Source organism: Pseudomonas reidholzensis (genome assembly GCF_900536025.1).
Taxonomy (GTDB): Bacteria; Pseudomonadota; Gammaproteobacteria; order Pseudomonadales; family Pseudomonadaceae; genus Aquipseudomonas; species Aquipseudomonas reidholzensis.
Genome location: NZ_UNOZ01000026.1, coordinates 43,669 through 63,727 on the forward strand (window position 1 = coordinate 43,669; position 20,059 = coordinate 63,727).

General features: G+C 64.2%; 12 protein-coding genes and 2 riboswitches. Of the genes, 7 read left to right on the forward strand and 5 right to left on the reverse strand.

Going from position 1 to position 20,059, the window contains the following annotated elements; translation table 11 throughout:
• The first annotated feature begins 119 nt into the window (after positions 1-119).
• The 6 genes from CCOS865_RS17205 (at position 120) to brnQ (ending at position 9,656) form a co-directional block, all read left to right on the forward strand.
• Positions 120-2,951, forward strand: a complete 2,832-nt coding sequence (locus CCOS865_RS17205; protein ID WP_119142981.1) for a 2-oxoglutarate dehydrogenase E1 component — start codon at positions 120-122, stop codon at positions 2,949-2,951.
• A 42-nt stretch (positions 2,952-2,993) separates the two neighbouring features.
• Positions 2,994-4,217, forward strand: coding sequence for a 2-oxoglutarate dehydrogenase complex dihydrolipoyllysine-residue succinyltransferase (odhB, locus tag CCOS865_RS17210; RefSeq protein ID WP_119142983.1), 1,224 nt, complete (start codon positions 2,994-2,996; stop codon positions 4,215-4,217).
• Between the two features lie 92 nt (positions 4,218-4,309).
• Positions 4,310-5,746: a dihydrolipoyl dehydrogenase gene (lpdA, locus tag CCOS865_RS17215; protein ID WP_119142985.1), complete on the forward strand. Its 1,437-nt coding sequence runs from the start codon at positions 4,310-4,312 to the stop codon at positions 5,744-5,746.
• A gap of 172 nt (positions 5,747-5,918) precedes the next feature.
• Positions 5,919-7,085 (forward strand): ADP-forming succinate--CoA ligase subunit beta, encoded by a 1,167-nt coding sequence (sucC, locus tag CCOS865_RS17220; protein WP_119142987.1) that lies wholly within the window; start codon positions 5,919-5,921, stop codon positions 7,083-7,085.
• A complete protein-coding gene (gene sucD, locus CCOS865_RS17225) occupies positions 7,085-7,969 on the forward strand; it encodes a succinate--CoA ligase subunit alpha (protein WP_119142989.1) in 885 nt (294 codons plus the stop codon). Before sucC ends, sucD begins: the two co-directional genes overlap by 1 nt.
• Positions 7,970-8,342: 373 nt before the next feature.
• Entirely contained in the window at positions 8,343-9,656 is a 1,314-nt protein-coding gene (gene brnQ, locus CCOS865_RS17230; protein WP_119142991.1) for a branched-chain amino acid transport system II carrier protein, read from the forward strand.
• 997 nt (positions 9,657-10,653) lie between these two features.
• On the opposite strand, the gene CCOS865_RS17235 is transcribed toward brnQ, so the two are convergent.
• Complete coding sequence (locus CCOS865_RS17235) at positions 10,654-11,979, reverse strand: sigma-54 dependent transcriptional regulator (protein WP_119142993.1); 1,326 nt, start codon at positions 11,977-11,979, stop codon at positions 10,654-10,656.
• Positions 11,980-12,310: 331 nt separating this feature from the next.
• On the opposite strand from CCOS865_RS17235, the gene CCOS865_RS17240 reads away from it, so the two are divergent.
• Positions 12,311-12,577, forward strand: a complete 267-nt coding sequence (locus CCOS865_RS17240; protein ID WP_013972506.1) for a hypothetical protein — start codon at positions 12,311-12,313, stop codon at positions 12,575-12,577.
• A gap of 126 nt (positions 12,578-12,703) precedes the next feature.
• Here the strand turns inward: CCOS865_RS17240 and CCOS865_RS17245 are convergent, their stop codons facing one another.
• The 4 genes from CCOS865_RS17245 to cobW all read right to left on the reverse strand — a co-directional run bounded on the left by CCOS865_RS17245 (position 12,704) and on the right by cobW (position 19,219).
• Positions 12,704-13,261 carry a vWA domain-containing protein gene (locus CCOS865_RS17245; protein WP_244216137.1) on the reverse strand — a complete coding sequence of 186 codons (558 nt, stop codon included), beginning with the start codon at positions 13,259-13,261 and terminating at the stop codon, positions 12,704-12,706.
• 110 nt (positions 13,262-13,371) lie between these two features.
• The gene (locus CCOS865_RS17250; protein ID WP_119142997.1) at positions 13,372-14,385 is read right to left on the reverse strand and encodes a magnesium chelatase ATPase subunit I; all 1,014 of its coding nucleotides are present in this window, start codon (positions 14,383-14,385) and stop codon (positions 13,372-13,374) included.
• Positions 14,378-18,148 carry a cobaltochelatase subunit CobN gene (gene cobN, locus CCOS865_RS17255; RefSeq protein WP_119142999.1) on the reverse strand — a complete coding sequence of 1,257 codons (3,771 nt, stop codon included), beginning with the start codon at positions 18,146-18,148 and terminating at the stop codon, positions 14,378-14,380. The genes CCOS865_RS17250 and cobN overlap by 8 nt, the downstream gene beginning before the upstream one ends.
• A 3-nt stretch (positions 18,149-18,151) precedes the next feature.
• Positions 18,152-19,219 (reverse strand): cobalamin biosynthesis protein CobW, encoded by a 1,068-nt coding sequence (cobW, locus tag CCOS865_RS17260; protein ID WP_119143001.1) that lies wholly within the window; start codon positions 19,217-19,219, stop codon positions 18,152-18,154.
• 99 nt (positions 19,220-19,318) lie between these two features.
• A riboswitch (cobalamin riboswitch) is annotated at positions 19,319-19,519 on the reverse strand.
• Between the two features lie 366 nt (positions 19,520-19,885).
• Positions 19,886-20,059: riboswitch (cobalamin riboswitch) on the forward strand. This riboswitch is flagged as partial in the annotation.

Consider the following 20,059-nt stretch of genomic DNA (forward strand, 5'->3'; position numbering starts at 1 on the left):
CGGGCTGGTACCCGGAAAATCTGCAGGATCCTCGGTGGCGTGGTTAGTCGCTGTTCTCGGGCTTTCTCATGTTGTGCTGAGGCGCTTGCCGATTCGTCCCCGAACGAGGGTGACCAAGCATGCAAGAAAGCGTGATGCAGCGCATGTGGGAAAGCGCCCACCTTTCAGGTGGTAACGCTGCATATGTGGAAGAGCTCTACGAGCTCTACCTGCACGACCCTAACGCTGTGCCAGAAGAGTGGCGCACCTACTTCCAGAAGTTGCCCGCCGACGGCAGCACCGCTACCGATGTATCGCACTCGACAATCCGCGACCATTTCGTACTGCTGGCAAAGAACCAGCGCCGCGCCCAACCGGTGTCCGCCGGGAGCGTGAGCAGTGAACACGAGAAGAAGCAGGTTGAAGTTCTGCGACTGATCCAGGCCTATCGTATGCGCGGTCATCAGGCTGCCAAGCTCGACCCCTTGGGGTTGTGGCAGCGCCCTGCGCCCGTAGACCTGTCGATCAATCACTACGGCTTGACCAATGCCGATCTTGATACGACCTTCCGTGCCGGCGACCTGTTCATCGGCAAAGAGGAAGCGAGCCTACGCGAAATCTTCGATGCGCTGGAGAAGACATATTGTCGCACCATTGGCGCCGAGTTCACCCACATCGTCGATTCCGAGCAGCGCAGCTGGTTCCAGCAGCGCCTGGAAAGCGTGCGGGGTCGTCCTGAGTTCTCCGCCGATGTGCAGTCGCACCTGCTCGAGCGCGTGACCGCAGGTGAAGGCTTGGAGAAATACCTGGGCACCAAGTACCCAGGCACCAAGCGCTTCGGTCTCGAAGGTGGCGAAAGCCTGATCCCGATGCTGGATGAAATGATCCAGCGTTCCGGCTCCTACGGCACCAAGGAAGTCGTCATCGGCATGGCCCACCGTGGCCGTCTGAACGTGCTGGTCAACACCTTCGGCAAGAACCCGCGCGAGCTGTTCGACGAGTTCGAAGGCAAGAAGATGAACGAGCTGGGCTCGGGTGACGTGAAATATCACCAGGGCTTCTCCTCGAACGTGATGACCACCGGTGGCGAAGTCCACCTGGCCATGGCGTTCAACCCGTCCCACCTGGAGATCGTCTCGCCAGTGGTCGAGGGTTCGGTGCGCGCCCGTCAGGACCGCCGCAACGACACCGTTGGCGACAAGGTACTGCCGATCTCGATCCACGGCGACGCTGCATTCGCCGGCCAGGGCGTGGTCCTGGAAACCTTCCAGATGTCGCAGACCCGCGGTTTCAAGACCGGCGGTACCGTGCACATCGTGATCAACAACCAGGTCGGTTTCACCATCAGCAACCCGCTGGACGCGCGCTCCACCGAGTACGCGACCGACGTTGCCAAGATGATTCAGGCGCCGATCCTGCACGTGAACGGCGATGACCCGGAAGCGGTGCTGTTCGTCACCCAGCTGGCCATCGACTACCGCATGCAGTTCAAGCGTGACGTGGTCGTCGACCTGGTCTGCTACCGCCGTCGCGGCCACAACGAGGCCGACGAGCCAAACGGCACCCAGCCTCTGATGTACCAGCAGATCAGCAAGCAGCGCACCACCCGTGAGCTGTATGCCGAAGCGCTGATCCAGGCAGGTCGCATCGACGCCGAGCGTGCTCAGGCCAAGATCGACGACTACCGCAACGCCCTGGACAACGGTCTGCACGTGGTCAAGAGCCTGGTCAAGGAGCCGAACCGCGAGCTGTTCGTCGACTGGCGTCCGTACCTGGGCCATGCCTGGACTGCGCGCCACGACACGCGCTTCGACCTCAAGACCCTGCAAGACCTGTCCGCCAAGCTGCTGGAACTGCCAGAAGGCTTCGTGGTTCAGCGTCAGGTCGCGAAGATCTACGAAGATCGCCAGAAGATGCAGGCCGGTGGCTTGCCGATCAACTGGGGTTACGCAGAGACCATGGCCTACGCCACCCTGCAGTTCGAAGGTCACCCGATCCGCATGACCGGCCAGGACATCGGCCGTGGCACCTTCTCGCACCGCCATGCGGTGTTGCACAACCAGAAGGACGCCAGCACCTACGTGCCGCTGCAGAACCTGTACCCGGGCCAGCCGCGCTTCGACCTGTATGACTCCTTCCTGTCGGAAGAAGCCGTACTGGCCTTCGAATACGGTTACTCGACCACCACGCCGAACGCGCTGGTGATCTGGGAAGCCCAGTTCGGTGACTTCGCCAACGGCGCCCAGGTGGTGATCGACCAGTTCATCACCAGTGGCGAGCACAAGTGGGGCCGTCTCTGCGGTCTGACCATGCTGCTGCCGCACGGCTACGAAGGCCAAGGCCCCGAGCACTCCTCGGCGCGTCTGGAGCGTTACCTGCAGCTGTGCGCCGAGCACAACATCCAGGTCTGCGTACCGACCACCCCGGCCCAGATCTACCACCTGCTGCGTCGCCAGGTGATCCGTCCGCTGCGCAAGCCGCTGGTGGTCCTGACGCCGAAGTCGCTGCTGCGCCACAAGCTGGCCATCTCGACCTTGGAAGACCTGGCAGAAGGCTCGTTCCAGACCGTGATCCCGGAAATCGACACGCTCGATCCGGCCAAGGTCGAACGCCTGGTCCTGTGCAGCGGCAAGGTCTACTACGATCTGCTGGAAAAACGCCGTACCGAAGGCCGCGAAGACATCGCCATCGTGCGTATCGAGCAGCTGTATCCGTTCCCTGAGGACGACCTGGTCGAAATCCTCGCCCCGTACAGCAACCTCAAGGCTGCGGTGTGGTGCCAGGAAGAGCCGATGAACCAGGGCGCCTGGTACAGCAGCCAGCACCACATGCGCCGTATCCTGGGCCGCCACAACAAGGCACTGGTCCTCGAGTACGCCGGCCGCGACGCGTCTGCCGCGCCCGCTTGTGGTTACGCATCGAAGCACGCCGAGCAGCAGGAAAAACTGCTGCAAGATGCCTTCACCGTTTAATGCTTTCGCGCACCTGAAACCGAATTTAAGGAAACACTGCTAATGGCTATCGAGATCAAAGCCCCAACCTTCCCGGAATCGGTTGCCGACGGCACCGTTGCCACCTGGCACAAGCAGCCAGGCGAAGCCGTCAAACGTGACGAGCTGATCGTCGACATCGAGACCGACAAGGTCGTCCTGGAAGTCCTGGCCACCGCTGATGGCGTGCTGGGCGCAATCGTCAAGGGCGAGGGCGAAACCGTCCTCTCCGACGAAGTCCTCGGTTCGATCGTGGAAGGCGGCGCTGCCGCTGCCGCACCGGCCGCCGCTCCGGCTGCTGGCGCTGCTGCTCCGGCCGCTGCTGGCGACGCTGGCGAAGATGACCCGATCGCGGCGCCAGCTGCCCGCAAGCTGGCTGAAGAGAGCGGTATCGACCTGGCGACCGTTGCTGGCACCGGCAAAGGCGGTCGTATCACCAAGGAAGACGTGGTGGCTGCCGTGGCCAACAAGAAGTCCGCGCCTGCCGCGGCTCCTGCTGCCAAGCCTGCCGCTGCCGCTGCCCCGGTACTGACCGCCGCTGGCGATCGCACCGAGAAGCGCGTGCCGATGACCCGCCTGCGCGCCAAGATCGCCGAGCGTCTGGTCGAAGCCCAGTCGAACATGGCCATGCTGACCACCTTCAACGAAGTCGACATGACCGAAGTCATGGCCCTGCGTTCGAAGTACAAGGACCTGTTCGAGAAGTCCCACAACGGCGTACGCCTGGGCTTCATGTCGTTCTTCGTCAAGGCTGCCACCGAAGCGCTGAAGCGCTTCCCGGCTGTCAACGCCTCGATCGACGGCAACGACATCGTCTACCACGGCTTCGCTGACGTCGGCGTCGCCGTCTCCAGCGACCGTGGCCTGGTGGTTCCGGTACTGCGCAACGCCGAGCAGATGAGCCTGGCGGAAATCGAGAACGGCATCGCCACCTTCGGCAAGAAGGCGCGTGACGGCAAGCTGGGCATCGAAGACATGACCGGTGGTACCTTCACCATCACCAACGGTGGTACATTCGGCTCGATGATGTCGACCCCGATCGTCAACCCGCCACAGGCGGCGATTCTCGGCATGCACAACATCCTCCAGCGTCCTATGGCGGTCAACGGCCAAGTGGCCATTCGCCCGATGATGTACCTGGCGCTGTCCTACGATCACCGCCTGATCGATGGCAAGGAAGCGGTAACCTTCCTGGTCACCATCAAGAACCTGCTGGAAGACCCGGCTCGTCTGCTGCTGGACATCTAACACGCAGCTGCAAGCGGCAAGCGGCGCGCTCCCGTGCGAGCCCGTCGCTTGCCGCTTGAGGCTTGCAGCTTGTAGCTGAAAAGGAATCTTTTATGACCCAGAAATTCGACGTGGTAGTGATTGGTGCGGGCCCTGGCGGCTATGTTGCCGCGATCAAGGCCGCTCAGCTTGGCCTGAGCACCGCCTGCATCGAGAAGTACACCGACGCCGAAGGCAAGCTGGCATTGGGCGGTACCTGCCTGAACGTCGGTTGCATTCCTTCCAAGGCGCTGCTGGACAGCTCCTGGAAATACAAGGAAGCCAAAGAGAGCTTCAACGTTCACGGCATCTCCACGGGCGAAGTGAAGATGGACGTGGCTGCGATGGTTGGCCGCAAGGCTGGCATCGTCAAGAACCTGACGGGCGGCGTTGCCACCCTGTTCAAGGCCAACGGCGTTACTTCGATCCAGGGCCACGGCAAACTGCTGGCCGGCAAGAAAGTCGAAGTCACCAAGGCTGACGGCACCACCGAAATCATCGAAGCCGAAAACGTGATCCTGGCTTCCGGCTCGCGTCCGATCGACATTCCGCCGGCCCCGGTCGACCAGAACGTCATCGTCGACTCCACCGGCGCCCTGGAATTCCAGACCGTTCCGCAACGCCTGGGCGTCATCGGCGCTGGCGTGATCGGCCTGGAGCTGGGTTCGGTATGGTCGCGCCTGGGTGCCCAGGTGACCGTGCTCGAAGCCCTCGACACCTTCCTCATGGCCGCTGACACCGCGGTTGCCAAGGAAGCGCAGAAAACCCTGACCAAACAGGGTCTGGACATCAAGCTGGGCGCTCGCGTGACCGGCTCGCAGGTCAACGGCAACGAAGTCGAAGTGACCTACACCGATGCCAACGGCGAACAGAAGATCACCTTCGACAAGCTGATCGTTGCGGTCGGCCGTCGTCCGGTCACCACCGAACTGCTGGCGGCCGACAGCGGCGTCACCATCGACGAGCGTGGCTACATCTTCGTCGACGACTACTGCGCCACCAGCGTACCGGGCGTGTTCGCCATCGGTGACGTGGTACGCGGCATGATGCTGGCCCACAAGGCCTCGGAAGAGGGCATCATGGTTGTCGAGCGCATCAAGGGCCACAAGGCCCAGATGAACTACGACCTGATCCCTTCGGTCATCTACACCCACCCGGAAATCGCATGGGTCGGCAAGACCGAACAGGCCTTGAAGGCTGAAGGCGTTGAGGTTAACGTGGGCACCTTCCCGTTCGCGGCCAGCGGCCGTGCGATGGCGGCCAACGACACCGGTGGTTTCGTCAAGGTCATCGCCGATGCCAAGACCGACCGCGTTCTGGGTGTACACGTGATTGGCCCATCGGCCGCTGAACTGGTTCAGCAGGGCGCAATCGCAATGGAATTCGGCACCAGCGCCGAAGACATCGGCATGATGGTGTTCAGCCATCCGACCCTGTCCGAAGCGCTGCATGAAGCCGCTCTGGCCGTGAATGGCGGTGCCATTCACGTAGCCAACCGTAAGAAGCGTTAATTATAAGAAACCACGGCGGGCTGCCCGTCGTGAGTCTTGCGTGCATGACTCACCGCGGAACGTCCGCCGGACCGGGCCTTCGGGACCACCCGAAGGTTAAAGGTCACAGGTGGTGCGGCGCCATCACTGGCGCAGCGCCGAAGCGCAGTACCTAACGAAGACGGTAAAAAGCATGAATCTTCACGAGTATCAGGGTAAGCAGCTGTTCGCTGAATACGGCCTGCCAGTTTCCAAGGGTTTCGCAGTCGACACCCCAGAAGCAGCAGCAGAAGCCTGCGACAAGATCGGCGGTTCCGAGTGGGTTGTAAAAGCCCAGGTTCACGCAGGTGGTCGCGGTAAAGCGGGCGGCGTCAAGCTGGTTCGCAGCAAGGAAGACGCCAAGGCGTTCGCTGCGCAATGGTTGGGCAAGAATCTGGTTACCTACCAGACCGACGCCAACGGTCAGCCAGTCTCCAAGATCCTGGTCGAGTCCTGCACTGACATCGCCAAAGAGCTGTACTTGGGCGCTGTAGTCGACCGCTCGAGCCGCCGTATCGTGTTCATGGCGTCCACCGAAGGTGGCGTGGACATCGAGAAAGTCGCTCACGAAACTCCTGAGAAGATCATCAAGGCCACCATCGATCCACTGGTCGGCGCTCAGCCGTTCCAGGGTCGCGAGCTGGCATTCCAGCTGGGCCTGGAAGGCAAGCAAGTCACTCAGTTCGCCAAGATCTTCGTCGGTCTGGCCAAGCTGTTCAAGGATCACGACCTGGCCCTGCTGGAAGTGAACCCGCTGGTGATCAAGGCCGATGGCGACCTGCACTGCCTCGATGCCAAGCTGAACATCGACGCCAACGCCATGTACCGTCAGCCTAAGCTGAAAACCTTCCACGACCCGTCGCAAGACGACGCCCGTGAAGCCCACGCTGCCAAGTTCGAACTGAACTACGTAGCCCTGGAAGGCAACATTGGCTGCATGGTCAACGGTGCCGGCCTGGCCATGGGTACCATGGACATCGTCAACCTGCACGGCGGCAAGCCAGCCAACTTCCTCGACGTAGGTGGTGGTGCTACCAAAGAGCGCGTGACCGAAGCCTTCAAGATCATCCTGTCCGACAGCAATGTCGCGGCCGTACTGGTCAACATCTTCGGCGGCATCGTTCGCTGCGACATGATTGCCGAAGGCATCATTGGCGCCGTGAAAGAAGTCGGCGTCAAAGTACCGGTTGTCGTCCGTCTGGAAGGCAACAATGCCGAACTCGGCGCTAAAGTACTGGCAGAAAGCGGTTTGAACATCATTGCTGCAACCAGCCTGACCGACGCTGCTCAACAAGTTGTCAAAGCTGCGGAGGGCAAGTAATGAGCGTCCTGATCAATAAAGACACCAAAGTCATCTGCCAGGGCTTCACCGGCTCGCAGGGTACTTTCCACTCCGAACAAGCCATCGCCTACGGCACCAAGATGGTTGGCGGCGTGACCCCAGGCAAAGGCGGCAGCACGCACCTCGGCCTGCCAGTGTTCAACACTGTGAAAGAAGCGGTAGAAGCCACCGGCGCTGACGCTTCGGTCATCTACGTTCCGGCTCCTTTCTGCAAGGACTCGATCCTGGAAGCAGCATTCGGCGGCATCAAGCTGATCGTCTGCATCACCGAAGGCATTCCTACCCTGGACATGCTGGACGCCAAGGTCAAGTGCGACGAACTGGGTGTTACCCTGATCGGCCCTAACTGCCCAGGCGTGATCACGCCGGGCGAGTGCAAGATCGGCATCATGCCAGGTCACATCCACTTGCCAGGCAAGGTCGGTATCGTGTCGCGTTCCGGCACCCTGACCTACGAAGCTGTCAAGCAGACCACCGACGCCGGCTTCGGCCAGTCGACCTGCGTCGGCATCGGCGGTGACCCGATCCCAGGCTCGAACTTCATCGACATCCTGAAGCTGTTCCAGGAAGACCCGCAGACCGAAGCGATCGTCATGATCGGTGAGATCGGCGGTTCGGCTGAAGAAGAGGCTGCTGCCTACATCAAGGCCAACGTCACCAAGCCTGTGGTTTCTTACATTGCCGGTGTTACCGCACCTGCTGGTAAGCGCATGGGCCACGCCGGCGCGATCATCTCCGGCGGCAAGGGCACTGCGGACGAGAAGTTCGCCGCCCTGCAGGACGCCGGTGTGAAAACCGTGCGTTCCCTGGCTGACATCGGCAAGGCCCTGGCCGAGCTGACCGGCTGGGAAGCCAAGAAGTAATACGCTTTACCCCCCACGCAACACAAAGGCCACCTTCGGGTGGCCTTTGTGTTTTCAGCGTTTGCAAACGCCGGCTTTCGGAATTTTCGATCGGTTTGATAAGAATTTTCAGACGGAAGAAACGGCGGATTTTGCGATAATTCCCACCGTTGTCGGTCATCCAGACGACAAACATCTACGCACATCGGACAAGCCGCACTGTCGCAGTGCGTTTTTCAGGCAAAACGTTTAATCTACGCGCCACTTTGTGCCCGTACCCCAAAAGGGAACGACACGCTAAACGGGTCTGGCCTATCAAGCCGGGCAGCATTTCCCTCACCCATAGGGCAATCCCTTCTCGAACCCCGATTTCAGCAGTGTGGTACTTCCTCAAATGAAAGTGTTAAAAGGCCAGGATATCCTGGCACTTGGCTTTATGACGTTTGCGCTTTTTGTAGGCGCTGGCAATATCATCTTCCCGCCTATCGTCGGCCTGCAATCAGGCCCGCACGTGTGGATGGCAGCCCTGGGCTTCCTGGTTACCGCGGTTGGCCTGCCGGTCATCACCGTGGTTGCCCTGGCCAAGGTCGGCGGCGGCATGGACGCGTTGAGCAGCCCGATCGGCAAGTTCTTCGGCGGCCTGCTGGCGGCGGTCTGCTACCTGTCGGTCGGCCCGTTGTTCGCCACCCCGCGTACCGCGACGGTGTCGTTCGAAGTGGGTGTGGCGCCGTTGACCGGTGAAAGCCCGTTGGCGCTGTTCATCTACAGCCTGGTGTACTTCGCGGTGGTATTGGCGGTGTCCATGTACCCGGGCAAACTGCTCGATACCGTGGGTCGCTTCCTGGCGCCGTTGAAGATCATCGCCCTGGCGGCGTTGGGCATTGCCGCCTTTGCGCTGCCGGCCGGGACCATCGGTGAGGCTCAGCCTGCCTATGTCGCTGCGCCGTTCTCGCAGGGCTTCATCAATGGCTACCTGACCATGGACACCTTGGGTGCGCTGGTCTTCGGTATCGTCATCGTCAACGCCATCCGTTCGCGCGGCGTCGAGTCGCCGAAGCTGATTACCCGCTATGCGATCATTGCCGGCCTGATCGCCGGTGTCGGCCTGGCGCTGGTGTACATCAGCCTGTTCCGCCTGGGTGCCGGCAGCCACGATATCGCGGCTGATGCCACCAACGGCGCAGCGGTACTGCATGCCTACGTGCAGCACACCTTCGGCTCGCTCGGCAGTGGCTTCCTGGCGGTGTTGATCGCGCTGGCCTGCCTGGTGACCGCGGTTGGCCTGACCTGCGCGTGCGCCGAGTACTTCAGCCAGATCCTGCCGCTGTCGTACCGTGCCCTGGTGGTGATCCTGGCGGGCTTCTCGCTGCTGGTGTCCAACCTGGGCCTGACCAAGCTGATCATGTTCTCGATCCCGGTGCTGACGGCGATCTACCCGCCGTGCATCGTCCTGGTGGCGTTGAGCTTCCTCAAGGACGTGTGGAATTCGCCGGTGCGGATCATGGGCCCGGTGATGCTGGTGTCGCTGGTGTTCGGCGTCATCGACGCGATCAAGGGCTCGAGCATCGGGCACTTCCTGCCGGACGCGGTGGCGCACTTGCCGCTTAGCGAGCAGGGCCTGGCCTGGCTGGTGCCTTCGGTGATTACCCTGGGTGTGGCGGTGGTCTGTGACCGCATGCTGGGCAAGCCGCGCGAGGCGTTGGCTTGATGGCTTGAAACCGAGAGGAGGGCGCCGGCCACAAGCCGAAGGGCGCCTGCCATTGGTGGAGAGCGAAACCCCGTTTCCGTGAGGAGGCGGGGTTTTTTATTGCGTGTGTTCGGTGTAGATGCGTTGGGCTTTTTGGGGCTTATCCATTTGATGTGGTGGCGCTTATGACCCCTTCCGCCCTTACGGCGGGTCACTTTTTTTCTTGGAAAAAAGTAACCAAAAACCGCTGGCTCCCACATACGGCCCTCCGCTGCGCTGCGGGTTCCCTCACTCCGGCCTTGCTCCCGCGAGGACCGGGCTGTACGGGCCTTCCTGGCCCGCAGCCCTTGCCGGCCATCCATGGCCGTCACCTCGCTCCGCAAGACCTCCGTTCGGCCTCCTGAGGTCGCCAAGTTAGGGGTGGCGCCTGGGCTGGCGTTATCTTCGATAGTGACATTTTTGGTGGATATCTGATCATCGCGGGCAAGCCCGCTCCTACAAGGACCGCGCCGACCTGTAGGAGCGGGCCCGCGATGGCCGGAAGGTCAATGCACATTCTGGCGCTGCCGCGCTGTACCGCCCTTATAAACCCGCGAGAGCGCAGCGATTCGCCAGCCGTCGCCCTGGCCCTTGATCTGGCCCTTGATCTTGATCTGGCTTGTGATCTTGATCTACTGCGACTTCAGGAGGCCGAACGGAGGTCTTGCGGAGTGAGGTGACGGCCATGGATGGCCGGCAAGCGCCGCGGGCCAGGAAGGCCCGTCCGGCGCGGTCCTCACGGGAGCAAGACCGGAGTGAGGGGACCCGCAGCGCAGCGGAGGGCCGGATGCAGGAGCAAGCGGTTTTTGGTTACTTTTTTCCATCCAAGAAAAAAAGTGACCCGCCGTAAGGGCGGAAGGGGCCAGCAGCAGCACCACCCCCACCGGATAAGCTCACCAATCGAACCCCGGCACCACCAGCAACTATCCCAATAATCCGTGAAGAGCCCTGTGGCTAGCCCCCCATCGAGCCGACGCTGTCAGCGAATCTGATGCTTGTGCAACAACCGATAGAACGTCGGCCGCGACACGCCCAACACCTTCGCCGCAATGCTCATGTTGTCCGAATGGCGGTTGAGCACATCACACAAGGCCTGGCGCTCGGCGCGGGTCTTGTAGTCCTCCAGTGTGCCCAGCGGCTGGTCGCCCAACTCGATCACCTGCAACCCCAGGTCCTGGGCCTCGATCTGCCGGCCTTCGGCCAGGACCAGCCCGCGCCGCACCCGGTTGGCCAGCTCGCGAACATTGCCCGGCCACTCATGGCGGCCCATCGCCGACAGCGCATTGTCACTGAACGAACGCGGCCGACGCCCGGTTTCCAGGCTGTAGAACTGGGAAAAGTGGCTGGCCAGCATCGACAGGTCGCCATGCCGGTCGCGCAAGGGCGCCGTGACCACCTGCAGCACGTTCAGGCGGTAATACAGGTCTTCGCGGAACTTGCCGCGCTCGATGGCCTGCTCCAGGTCCACGTGGGTCGCGGCAAGCACCCGTACATCGACCGGGATGGGCTGCTCGCCGCCGACCCGCTCGATGTGTTTCTCCTGCAAGAAACGCAACAGGTTGGCCTGCAACTCGAGCGGCAGGTCGCCAATTTCATCGAGGAACAAGGTGCCGCCGTTCGCCGCCTCGATGCGCCCGACCTTGCGCTGGTGGGCGCCGGTGAAGGCGCCCTTCTCGTGGCCAAACAGCTCGGACTGGATCAGGTGTTCGGGGATGGCGCCGCAATTGATCGCCACGAACGGCCGTTCGCGCCGTTGCGACTGGCGGTGCAGGGTACGCGCCACCAGTTCCTTGCCCGTGCCGCTCTCGCCGCGGATCAGCACCGGCGACTCGGTAGGCGCCAACTTGCTCAGCAGCTTGCGCAGTTCGCGGATCGGCCGGCTCTCGCCGAGCAGCTCGTGCTCGGGTTCATCCACCCGTACCGTGCCCTTGCCGCGCAGGCGCGCCATGCCGAAGGCGCGGCCCAGGGTGACCTGCACCCGCGAGACGTCGAACGGCAAGGTGTGGAAATCGAAAAACCATTCGCACACGAAGTCGCCGACGTTTTGCGTGCGCAGTTCTTCGGCACTGAGCACGGCAATCCATTCGGTATTGCTGCGTTTGATCATGTCCTTGACCGCGTCCGGGTATTGCAGGTGCGAGGCCTGCAGGCGCAGGACGCCGACATCGCAGGGATGCTCCAGGGCCATGCCCAGGTGACAGCTGCGCACATCCCAACCGGCGCTTTGCAAGCCCGGCAAGAGGCGGTGGCAGTCGTCGCACGGGTCGACGATCAACAAGCGGCGTTGCGGTGCAGGATCGAGCATGACCGTTCCTTGGCGCCAATTGTTGGTTTTTCAAATAGAAACAGCACGTTGCAGCGCCCGAATTAACAGTAGCAACGAACCTGCGGCTCCCCACTACCGTTGGTCTGTCAAATCCTGACGCGGCGCGATTGCCCTGAAACTGTACAAAGTTGCCGTCGCACGCGGGCCGGGGTAATAGTTGGAAACATCTACCCGGCAAAAAAAATCACGCGATGTGTGACTCCACCCCAACCTTGGAGCATCAGTACAAATAACCCCGCACTGCACACTTTTGAATCTTTACGCAGCGCGGACTTACTTTCGCTGTTTGGGACCATAGAGAGACCGAACCATGAATGCCCCGCTCCGTGTCAACGAAGCACTGCTGATCGCCGACCACGCCTTCGAACCGTTCCAGTGCGTCGCCTGGGATGCACCCAACGGTACTGGTGAGCTGAGCCTGGCAGTGATCGACCGGACCAGCACGCGTATCGGCAGCAAGCAAGTCTCTTCGCGCATCTATTCCGACCCTGCCCAATGGGCCAGCCTGATCGAGGAAGTGCGTGCCGAACTGTGTGAAAAAGGCTATGACCTGCAACCCTGGTCGATGCCCAAGTAATCAGTAGCGGCATTGGGAAGTGCGCACCCGCCGCGCACTTCCCTAACTTCCCCGGTGCCCGTCACGGTACCTTTTGTTTATTGCGACATTCGGTCGCAGATAGCACGGCCACCGCCTTTATATATATCAGCGCAGCCGCTTGAACTGCTCGATATGCTGATACTCGGCCTGCAGTTGCTCTGCCAGCAAGTGCGCCCGCCCTACGCGCACTGGCGCCAATTCCATGTCTATTACCCAACTGTCGCACGGCATCGGCGCCAGCGCCGACCAACGCTGCAGGCGACCGTCGGTAAACACCAGGCAGCGCTGAGCCTCTTGCGGGTGACGCTTGCGCCGCGCCTGCAACCAGTCGCGGGCCTGCTCCAGGGCCGCAATCAGCGGTGTACCGCCACCGGCCCCCAGCGCCTGCAGCCAGGGCTGCAGGGCGGCCGAGGCCTTCAGGCCGTGGCGCTGCCATTGCGGGCCGCGCCCGCTGGCAGTCAGCAGCGCCAGACGCGCGCGCTGGCGATAGGCCTGATCGAACAGCTCGGCGAGTAACCCCTTGGTCTGGGCCAGTGCCTGGTGGCGACGGGTCGACGCCGAGGCATCGACGATGACCAGCCACAGCTCGGCGGGTTGTGCCTGACGCTGCTGCCAACGCAGGTCGTCCAACTGGCGGGGCCGGCCATTGAGCAAGGTCGCCAACCAGGCGACGCGCCCCTGCGCTGCAGCCCGGCTGCGGCCACGCGCAGCGCCCCTGAGCTTGCCGACGCGGGGCTTGGCATCCGCCGCGAGACTGCCCCGCTGGCGGATGCTCAGGGCTTTTTTGCCCAGTTCGGTACCTCACGCCGCGGGCCGCCCGCCACCGCCTGTGGCGGCAATGCGCCCCAGTCGCCCTGCCCGCCTTGCGGCTCGGCACTGGCGCCGGTTGCGCTTGGCGCGGCGCTGGGCTGTTGGCTGGGCGGGGCCTCGCGGCGCCGGTGGCGCAGGGCGAACTCGGCAACCGCCTGCACGTCCTCTTCCTCGATCTGCTCGCTGCCGCGCCAGGCGGCATGCGCGCGGGCGGCGCGCAGCCACACCAGGTCGGCACGCAGGCCGTCTACCCCGGCCGCGAAGCAGCGCTCGGTGATCCAGGCCAAGGCCTGGTCATCCAGGGCGATCCGCTCCAGGCGCTGACGCGCGGCCTGGCAACGTTCAGCCAGCACCTGCTGGGCGCCAGCCCACTGCACACAGAACGCCTGCGGGTCGCTGTCAAAGGCCAGGCGCCGGCGAATGATCTGTTGCCGCGCAGCAGGTTCTGGCAGGCCGTCGAGCGAGACGTTGAGGCCGAAGCGGTCGAGCAACTGCGGGCGCAGCTCGCCTTCTTCCGGGTTCATCGTGCCGATCAGGACGAACCGCGCGTCATGCCGGTGGGAGATGCCATCGCGCTCGATGCGGTTGGTGCCGCTGGCGGCGACGTCCAACAGCAGATCGACCAGGGGATCGGGCAGCAGGTTGACCTCGTCGACGTACAGCACGCCGCCGTGCGCCTGGGCCAGTACGCCGGGAGAGAACTGCGCCTTGCCCTGGCCCAGGGCGGCATCCAGGTCGAGGCTGCCGACCAGCCGCTCCTCGGTCGCGCCCAGCGGCAAGGTGACGAACGGCGGACGCTGCTCGGCGCTGCCAAGCAGGTCGGCGAGGCCGCGGGCCAAGGTGCTCTTGGCCATGCCCCGCGGCCCTTCGATCAACACGCCGCCGATCTTCGGGTCGATGGCGGTCAGGCACAGGGCCAGCTTGAGCCCGTCGGCGCCGACCACGGCGGCCAGGGGGAACTGCAGGGGTTCAGTCATTGCTAGGGTCTTCCTCGCCGTCGAGCAGTTGCTCCTCGAGGGCTTCACGGTAGCTGCCCGGCTCTTGCCAGAGGCCGCGCTGCTGGGCCTCGAGCAAGCGCTCGGTGAGGTCACGCAGGGCCTCGGGGTTGTGCTCGCGCATGAAATCACGGGTCGCCGGGTCGAGCACATAGGCCTCGGCCAGGGACTGATAGTGATGGTCGTCGATCAGTTGGGTGGTGGCGTCGAAGGCGAACAGGTTGTCGACCGTCGCCGCCAGCTCGAACGCGCCCTTGTAGCCGTGGCGCTTGGCGCCGTCGATCCACTTGGGGTTCAGCGCACGCGCGCGGATCACTCGGTTGAGCTCTTCCTTGAGGGTGCGGATACGCGGTCGGTCGACCTGGCTGTGGTCGCCGTGATAACTGGCCCGCGATTCGCCGGCCAAGGTCTCGGCGGCCGCCAGCATGCCACCCTGGAATTGGTAGTAGTCATTGGAGTCGAGCAGGTCGTGCTCGTGGTTGTCCTGGTTCTGCAGCACGGCCTGGACCTGGCTCAGCCGGGTGGCGAACTGGGCCCGCGCCGGCGTGCCCTCGTCGCTGCCGCCATAGGCGTAGCCGCCGTAGTTGAGGTAGACCTCGGCAAGGTCTGCGCGGTCGTTCCACAGGCGCCCGTCGATGGCGTTCTGCACCCCGGCGCCATAGGCCCCGGGCTTGGCGCCGAAGACCCGCCAGCCGGCCTGGCGCGCGGCCTGTTCGGCCGGCACGCCCTGCGCCAGCAACGCCGCGCGCTCGCTCCGCACACGCGCCGCCAGCGGGTTGAGGTCGTCGGGCTCGTCCAGTGCGGCAACGGCCTGCACCGCCGCATCGAACAAGCGAATGAGGTTGCCGAAGGCATCGCGGAAAAAACCCGAGACGCGCAAGGTCACGTCGACCCGCGGCCGGTCGAGCAAGCTCACCGGGAGGATCTCGAAGTCGTCGACCCGCTGGCTGCCGCTGGCCCACACCGGGCGCACGCCCATCAGGGCCATGGCCTGGGCGATGTCATCGCCGCCGGTACGCATGGTCGCCGTACCCCACACCGACAGGCCGAGTTGGCGCAGGTGGTCGCCGTGGTCCTGCAGGTGTCGCTCGAGGATCAGGCTGGCCGAGGCGAAGCCCAGGCGCCAGGCCGTGGTGGTGGGCAGGTTGCGCACATCCACGGCATAGAAATTACGCCCGGTGGGCAGTACGTCGAGGCGCCCGCGGCTCGGTGCACCACTGGGGCCGGCCGGCACGAAGCGCCCGGCCAGCGCCGCGAGCAAACCACCGAGCTCAGCCGCGCCACAGGCGTCGAGGTTGGGCGCGACCGACTCGAGCAACGCCTGCAGGACGTCCCGCACAGGCTCCCAGAGCGGCGCTGACGGCAACTGGGCATGGCCTTCAAGTGCCTGCTCGATCAACTGCAGCGCGAAGTGTTCGAGGCGTTCGCGGGTGTCGCCACAGGTGCGCCACGGGTCTTCGCCGAGGGCCTGCAACAGCGCCGGGCGTGGCCCCTGCCACGCCTGGCCGAGGTCACAGTCGAGCGGATCGAAGCCCAGCTCGAAGGCCTTGCCCAACGCCCGGATCAGGCTGGCGTTGCCGCCCTTGCCATCGCCACGCTCGACCCGCAGCAACGCCAGCAGGGTGTCGATGCGCAACCGCCCTTGTGGCGATTGGCCAAACACGTGCAGGCCGTCACGGATCTGCGATTCCTTGAGGTCGCACAGGTAGGTGTCGAGCCGTGGCAGCCACACCGCGGCGTCCTCCAGCTGGCCTTCGAGCTGCAACTCGCGGTCGATGTGGTTGGCCTTCACCAGTTCGAGGATGTCGCGCTGCAGCTCGCGGGCGCGGCGCGGGTCGAGCAGTTGCGCTTCGTAGTACTCGTCGGCGAGCTGCTCGAGGTCGCGCAGCGGCCCATAGGTTTCGGCGCGGGTCAGCGGCGGCATCAGGTGGTCGATGATCACCGCCTGGGTGCGACGCTTGGCCTGGGCGCCCTCGCCCGGGTCGTTGACGATGAACGGGTAGATGTTCGGCAGCGGCCCGAGCAGCGCGTCCGGCCAGCACTGCGCCGACAAGCCGACACCCTTGCCGGGCAGCCATTCGAGGTTGCCGTGCTTGCCGACGTGGATCACCGCGTCGGCCGCATAGGCGTGGCGCAGCCAGAAGTGGAAGGCCAGGTAGCCATGCGGCGGGACCAGGTCCGGGTCGTGGTACACCGCGCTGTGGTCGACCTGATAGCCGCGCGCCGGCTGGATGCCGACAAAGGTCAACCCGTAGCGCAGGCCGGCGACCATCAGCCGCCCGCTGCGGAACATCGGGTCCTGCTCGGGCGGGCCCCAGCGCTCCAGCACCGCCCGCTGGTTGGCTTCGGGCAGACGGGCGAACGCCTGCTGGTAGTCGGCCAGGCTCAGGCTCTGCGCGCAGGGGCGCTGGTCGAGGTGATCGAGGTCGTTGGTGACGCCGCCAAGCAGCTGTTGGATCAACGCGGTGCCGGTGTCTGGCAGCTCGCCGAGCGGATAGCCTTCAGCGCGCAGGCCCTGGAGGATATTCAGCGCCGCCGCCGGGGTGTCCAGGCCCACGCCGTTGCCGATACGGCCGTCGCGGGTCGGGTAGTTGGCGAGCACCAGGGCCACGCGTTTCTGCCCGTTGGGCAGGCGCGCCAGCTCGACCCAGCGGCGGGCCAGTTCGGCGACGAAGTCCATGCGCTCGGGGTGCGCGCGGTAGCAGACCACGTCGGACTGGCTGCGCTCGCTGCGCCAGGCCAGGTCCTTGAAGCTGACTGGCCGGGTGATGATGCGCCCGTCCAGTTCAGGCAGGGCAATGTGCATGGCCAGGTCGCGGGCGCCTAGGCCCTGCTCGCTGGTCTCCCAGCCTTGCTGGTTGTCCTGGGCACAGATCGCCTGCAGCACGGGGATGTCCCGGCGCAGTGGCCGCAGGTTGGGCTGGTCGGGGCTGGACATGGCGAAACCGGTGGTATTGATCACCACCTCGGCTTCGACTTCGTCCAGCCAGGCTTCAACCTGGTCGAGGCAGCCGCGTTCCTTGAGGCTGGCCACGGCGATCGGCAGCGGGTTGAGGCCCGCCGCCTGCAAGCGTTGGCAGAACACGTCGATAAAGGCAGTGTTGGCCGCCTGCAGGTGCGAACGGTAGAACAGGATCGGCGCCACCGGGTGGGCCGGGTCCCAGTCCTCATACCAGTCCTGCAAGGCGGCGCTGGCTTTTTGCGGGTGGTAGACCACCGTGCGCGCCAGCGCTTGTGGCTCCTGCCAGGCGTAGTCGCGCTCGAGCCAGAGGTTGGCCAGGCAGTTGAACAGGTTCAGCGCATTGGCCTTGCCGCCCTGGCGCAAATAGTGCCAGAGCCGCTCAGCCTGTTCGGCCGGCACCGTACCGAGGCCGGTCAGCTCCGGGTCGGGGCGGTCGTCGCCGGGCACCAGGATCAGGCGCACGCCGCGGCTGGCCAGCTCGACCATCTGCTCGACGCCGTAACGCCAGTAGCCGACGCCACCGTGCAGGGACACCAGCACGACCTTGGCGTGGCGCAGTACCTGGTCGACATAGAGGTCGACCGAGGCGTGGTTCTGCACCTGCATGGGGTTGGCCAGGCGCAGGCTGGGGAAGTCGTCTGGCAGCTGCTCGGCGGTTTCGGCGAGCAGTGCCAGGTGCGAATCACCGCTGCAGAGAATGACCAGCTCGGCCGGTGTCTGGCCGAGGTCGGCAATACTGTCGTCCGGCACGAAGCCGCCGGGCTGGGTCCGCAGCAGGTGCATGGGTCAGGCGCCCAGGGCCTGGCGCAGACGCGCTTCGAGCTGTGCGGCGTCCAGTTCCTGGCCGATCAGCACCAGGCGGGTGATGCGCGGCTCGTCGGCGCGCCAGGCGCGGTCGAAGTGCTTGTCGAAGCGCGTGCCCACGCCCTGGATCAGCAACCGCATCGGTTTGCCCGGGATGGCCGCGAAGCCTTTGGCGCGCAGGATGCCGAACTCGACCACCAGCTGGGTCAGGGCGTCGAGCAGCAGGCTTTCGTCAGCTTCTGGCAGGTCGATGGAGATCGAGTCGAAGGCGTCGTGGTCATGATCGTCGTGATCATCGTCGTCATGGTGCGAATCGTGGTGGGTGCGACGCGCGTCGATGTGCGCTTCGGATTCCGCGCCCACGCCCAGCAGCACTTCCAGTGGCAGGCGGCCGCTGCTGGCCTCGATCACCTTGACCGCCGGCGGCAGCTCTTCAGCGACCTCGGCACGGACCTTGGCCAGGCCTTCGGCGTCGATCAGGTCGGCCTTGTTCAATACCACCAGGTCGGCGCTGGCCAACTGGTCGGCGAACAGCTCGTGCAGGGGCGATTCGTGGTCCAGGTTGGGGTCGAGCTTGCGCTGCGCGTCGACCTGGTCTGGGTAGGCGGCAAAGGTGCCGGCGGCGACGGCTGGGCTGTCGACCACGGTGATCACCGCGTCGACGGTGCAGGCGTTGCGGATTTCTGGCCACTGGAAGGCCTGGACCAACGGTTTTGGCAGGGCCAGGCCGCTGGTTTCGATGAGGATGTGGTCGAGATCGCCACGGCGCGCTACCAGTTCGCGCATGACCGGGAAGAATTCTTCCTGGACGGTGCAGCACAGGCAGCCGTTGGCCAGTTCGTAGACCCGGCCATAGGCTTCTTCTTCGGTGCAGCCGATGCTGCATTGCTTGAGGATTTCGCCGTCGATGCCGAGCTCGCCGAACTCGTTGACGATGACCGCGATACGGCGGCCCTGGGCGTTGTCGAGCATGTGCCGGAGCAAGGTGGTCTTGCCCGAGCCGAGAAAGCCGGTGACGATGGTAACGGGGAGCTTGGCCAGTGTTTTCATGTTTCGATGCCCTTGGCAGGATGGCGCGGGCATGCAGGACGAAAGCCGCGGGCCGCAAGGCCGGGCTCGTTCGCCACCGGATCACCCCGCCCGGATTAAAGTCGAAAGCGCTTCGAGGCAGGTCTCCTGGCTTGCACCGCACCGGCGCCGGGCCGGGTGGATGACGCCTTCCCGCGCGCAGGGCGCAGTGGCTGTGTCGATCCTGATCAGTGCCTACAGTTGCGGGGGCAGCCACGGCTTGTACCGCGTTCCCGTCTTAGCTCCGGCCAACGCCGGAGAACCTCGAATCGGCAAGGCTACGCAGTGCTTGGCGGGTGGTCAACTGTGGCGTGGGATGTTGAGGCACACTCGGGATCTATGGGGTGCTTGCAGGTGCTAGTGCAGCTTTTCTGGCGCCCCTCGGATTGAGCGAGACCCGCGCGGCGCATCGCGAAGTGCTAGCCACAGGCTTCTCTAGCGCCCTCAAGATCGAGCGCCGCGCGGGCGGCGCTCGATAGTGAGGGCGCTAGAGAAGCTGTGACATGCACCCGCGATGCGCCGCGCGGGCGGCGCTCGTTCTTGAAGGCGCCCGAGAAGCCTGTGGCTAGCACCCTGCAGCACCGCACAAACCCGACGCAACCAGCAAACATCTCGCCTGTCATTGACTGGAAATCCCCCCCGTGATTTGCTAGCGCCCTGCGTTCAGGTGCCCCACACGGGGTGAAACGGGAAACCGGTGCGTCGCAGGCCTTCCTATAAAGGCCCGACAATCCCGGTGCTGCCCCCGCAACGGTAAGCGAGCGAAGCGTCTAGACCACTGTGCCGCGTCGTATGGCATGGGAAGGTGATGCTTTAACAAGG

What these genes read in the sequence shown, in the direction of transcription:
- sucD (WP_119142989.1), top strand. Translation starts at nt 7,085, where the DNA reads ATGAGCGTCCTGATCAATAAAGACACCAAAGTCATCTGCCAGGGCTTC.
- brnQ (WP_119142991.1), top strand. Translation starts at nt 8,343, where the DNA reads ATGAAAGTGTTAAAAGGCCAGGATATCCTGGCACTTGGCTTTATGACG.
- cobN (WP_119142999.1), bottom strand. Translation starts at nt 18,148, where the DNA reads ATGCACCTGCTGCGGACCCAGCCCGGCGGCTTCGTGCCGGACGACAGT.
- lpdA (WP_119142985.1), top strand. Translation starts at nt 4,310, where the DNA reads ATGACCCAGAAATTCGACGTGGTAGTGATTGGTGCGGGCCCTGGCGGC.
- CCOS865_RS17250 (WP_119142997.1), bottom strand. Translation starts at nt 14,385, where the DNA reads ATGACTGAACCCCTGCAGTTCCCCCTGGCCGCCGTGGTCGGCGCCGAC.
- cobW (WP_119143001.1), bottom strand. Translation starts at nt 19,219, where the DNA reads ATGAAAACACTGGCCAAGCTCCCCGTTACCATCGTCACCGGCTTTCTC.
- odhB (WP_119142983.1), top strand. Translation starts at nt 2,994, where the DNA reads ATGGCTATCGAGATCAAAGCCCCAACCTTCCCGGAATCGGTTGCCGAC.
- sucC (WP_119142987.1), top strand. Translation starts at nt 5,919, where the DNA reads ATGAATCTTCACGAGTATCAGGGTAAGCAGCTGTTCGCTGAATACGGC.
- CCOS865_RS17240 (WP_013972506.1), top strand. Translation starts at nt 12,311, where the DNA reads ATGAATGCCCCGCTCCGTGTCAACGAAGCACTGCTGATCGCCGACCAC.
- CCOS865_RS17205 (WP_119142981.1), top strand. Translation starts at nt 120, where the DNA reads ATGCAAGAAAGCGTGATGCAGCGCATGTGGGAAAGCGCCCACCTTTCA.
- CCOS865_RS17235 (WP_119142993.1), bottom strand. Translation starts at nt 11,979, where the DNA reads ATGCTCGATCCTGCACCGCAACGCCGCTTGTTGATCGTCGACCCGTGC.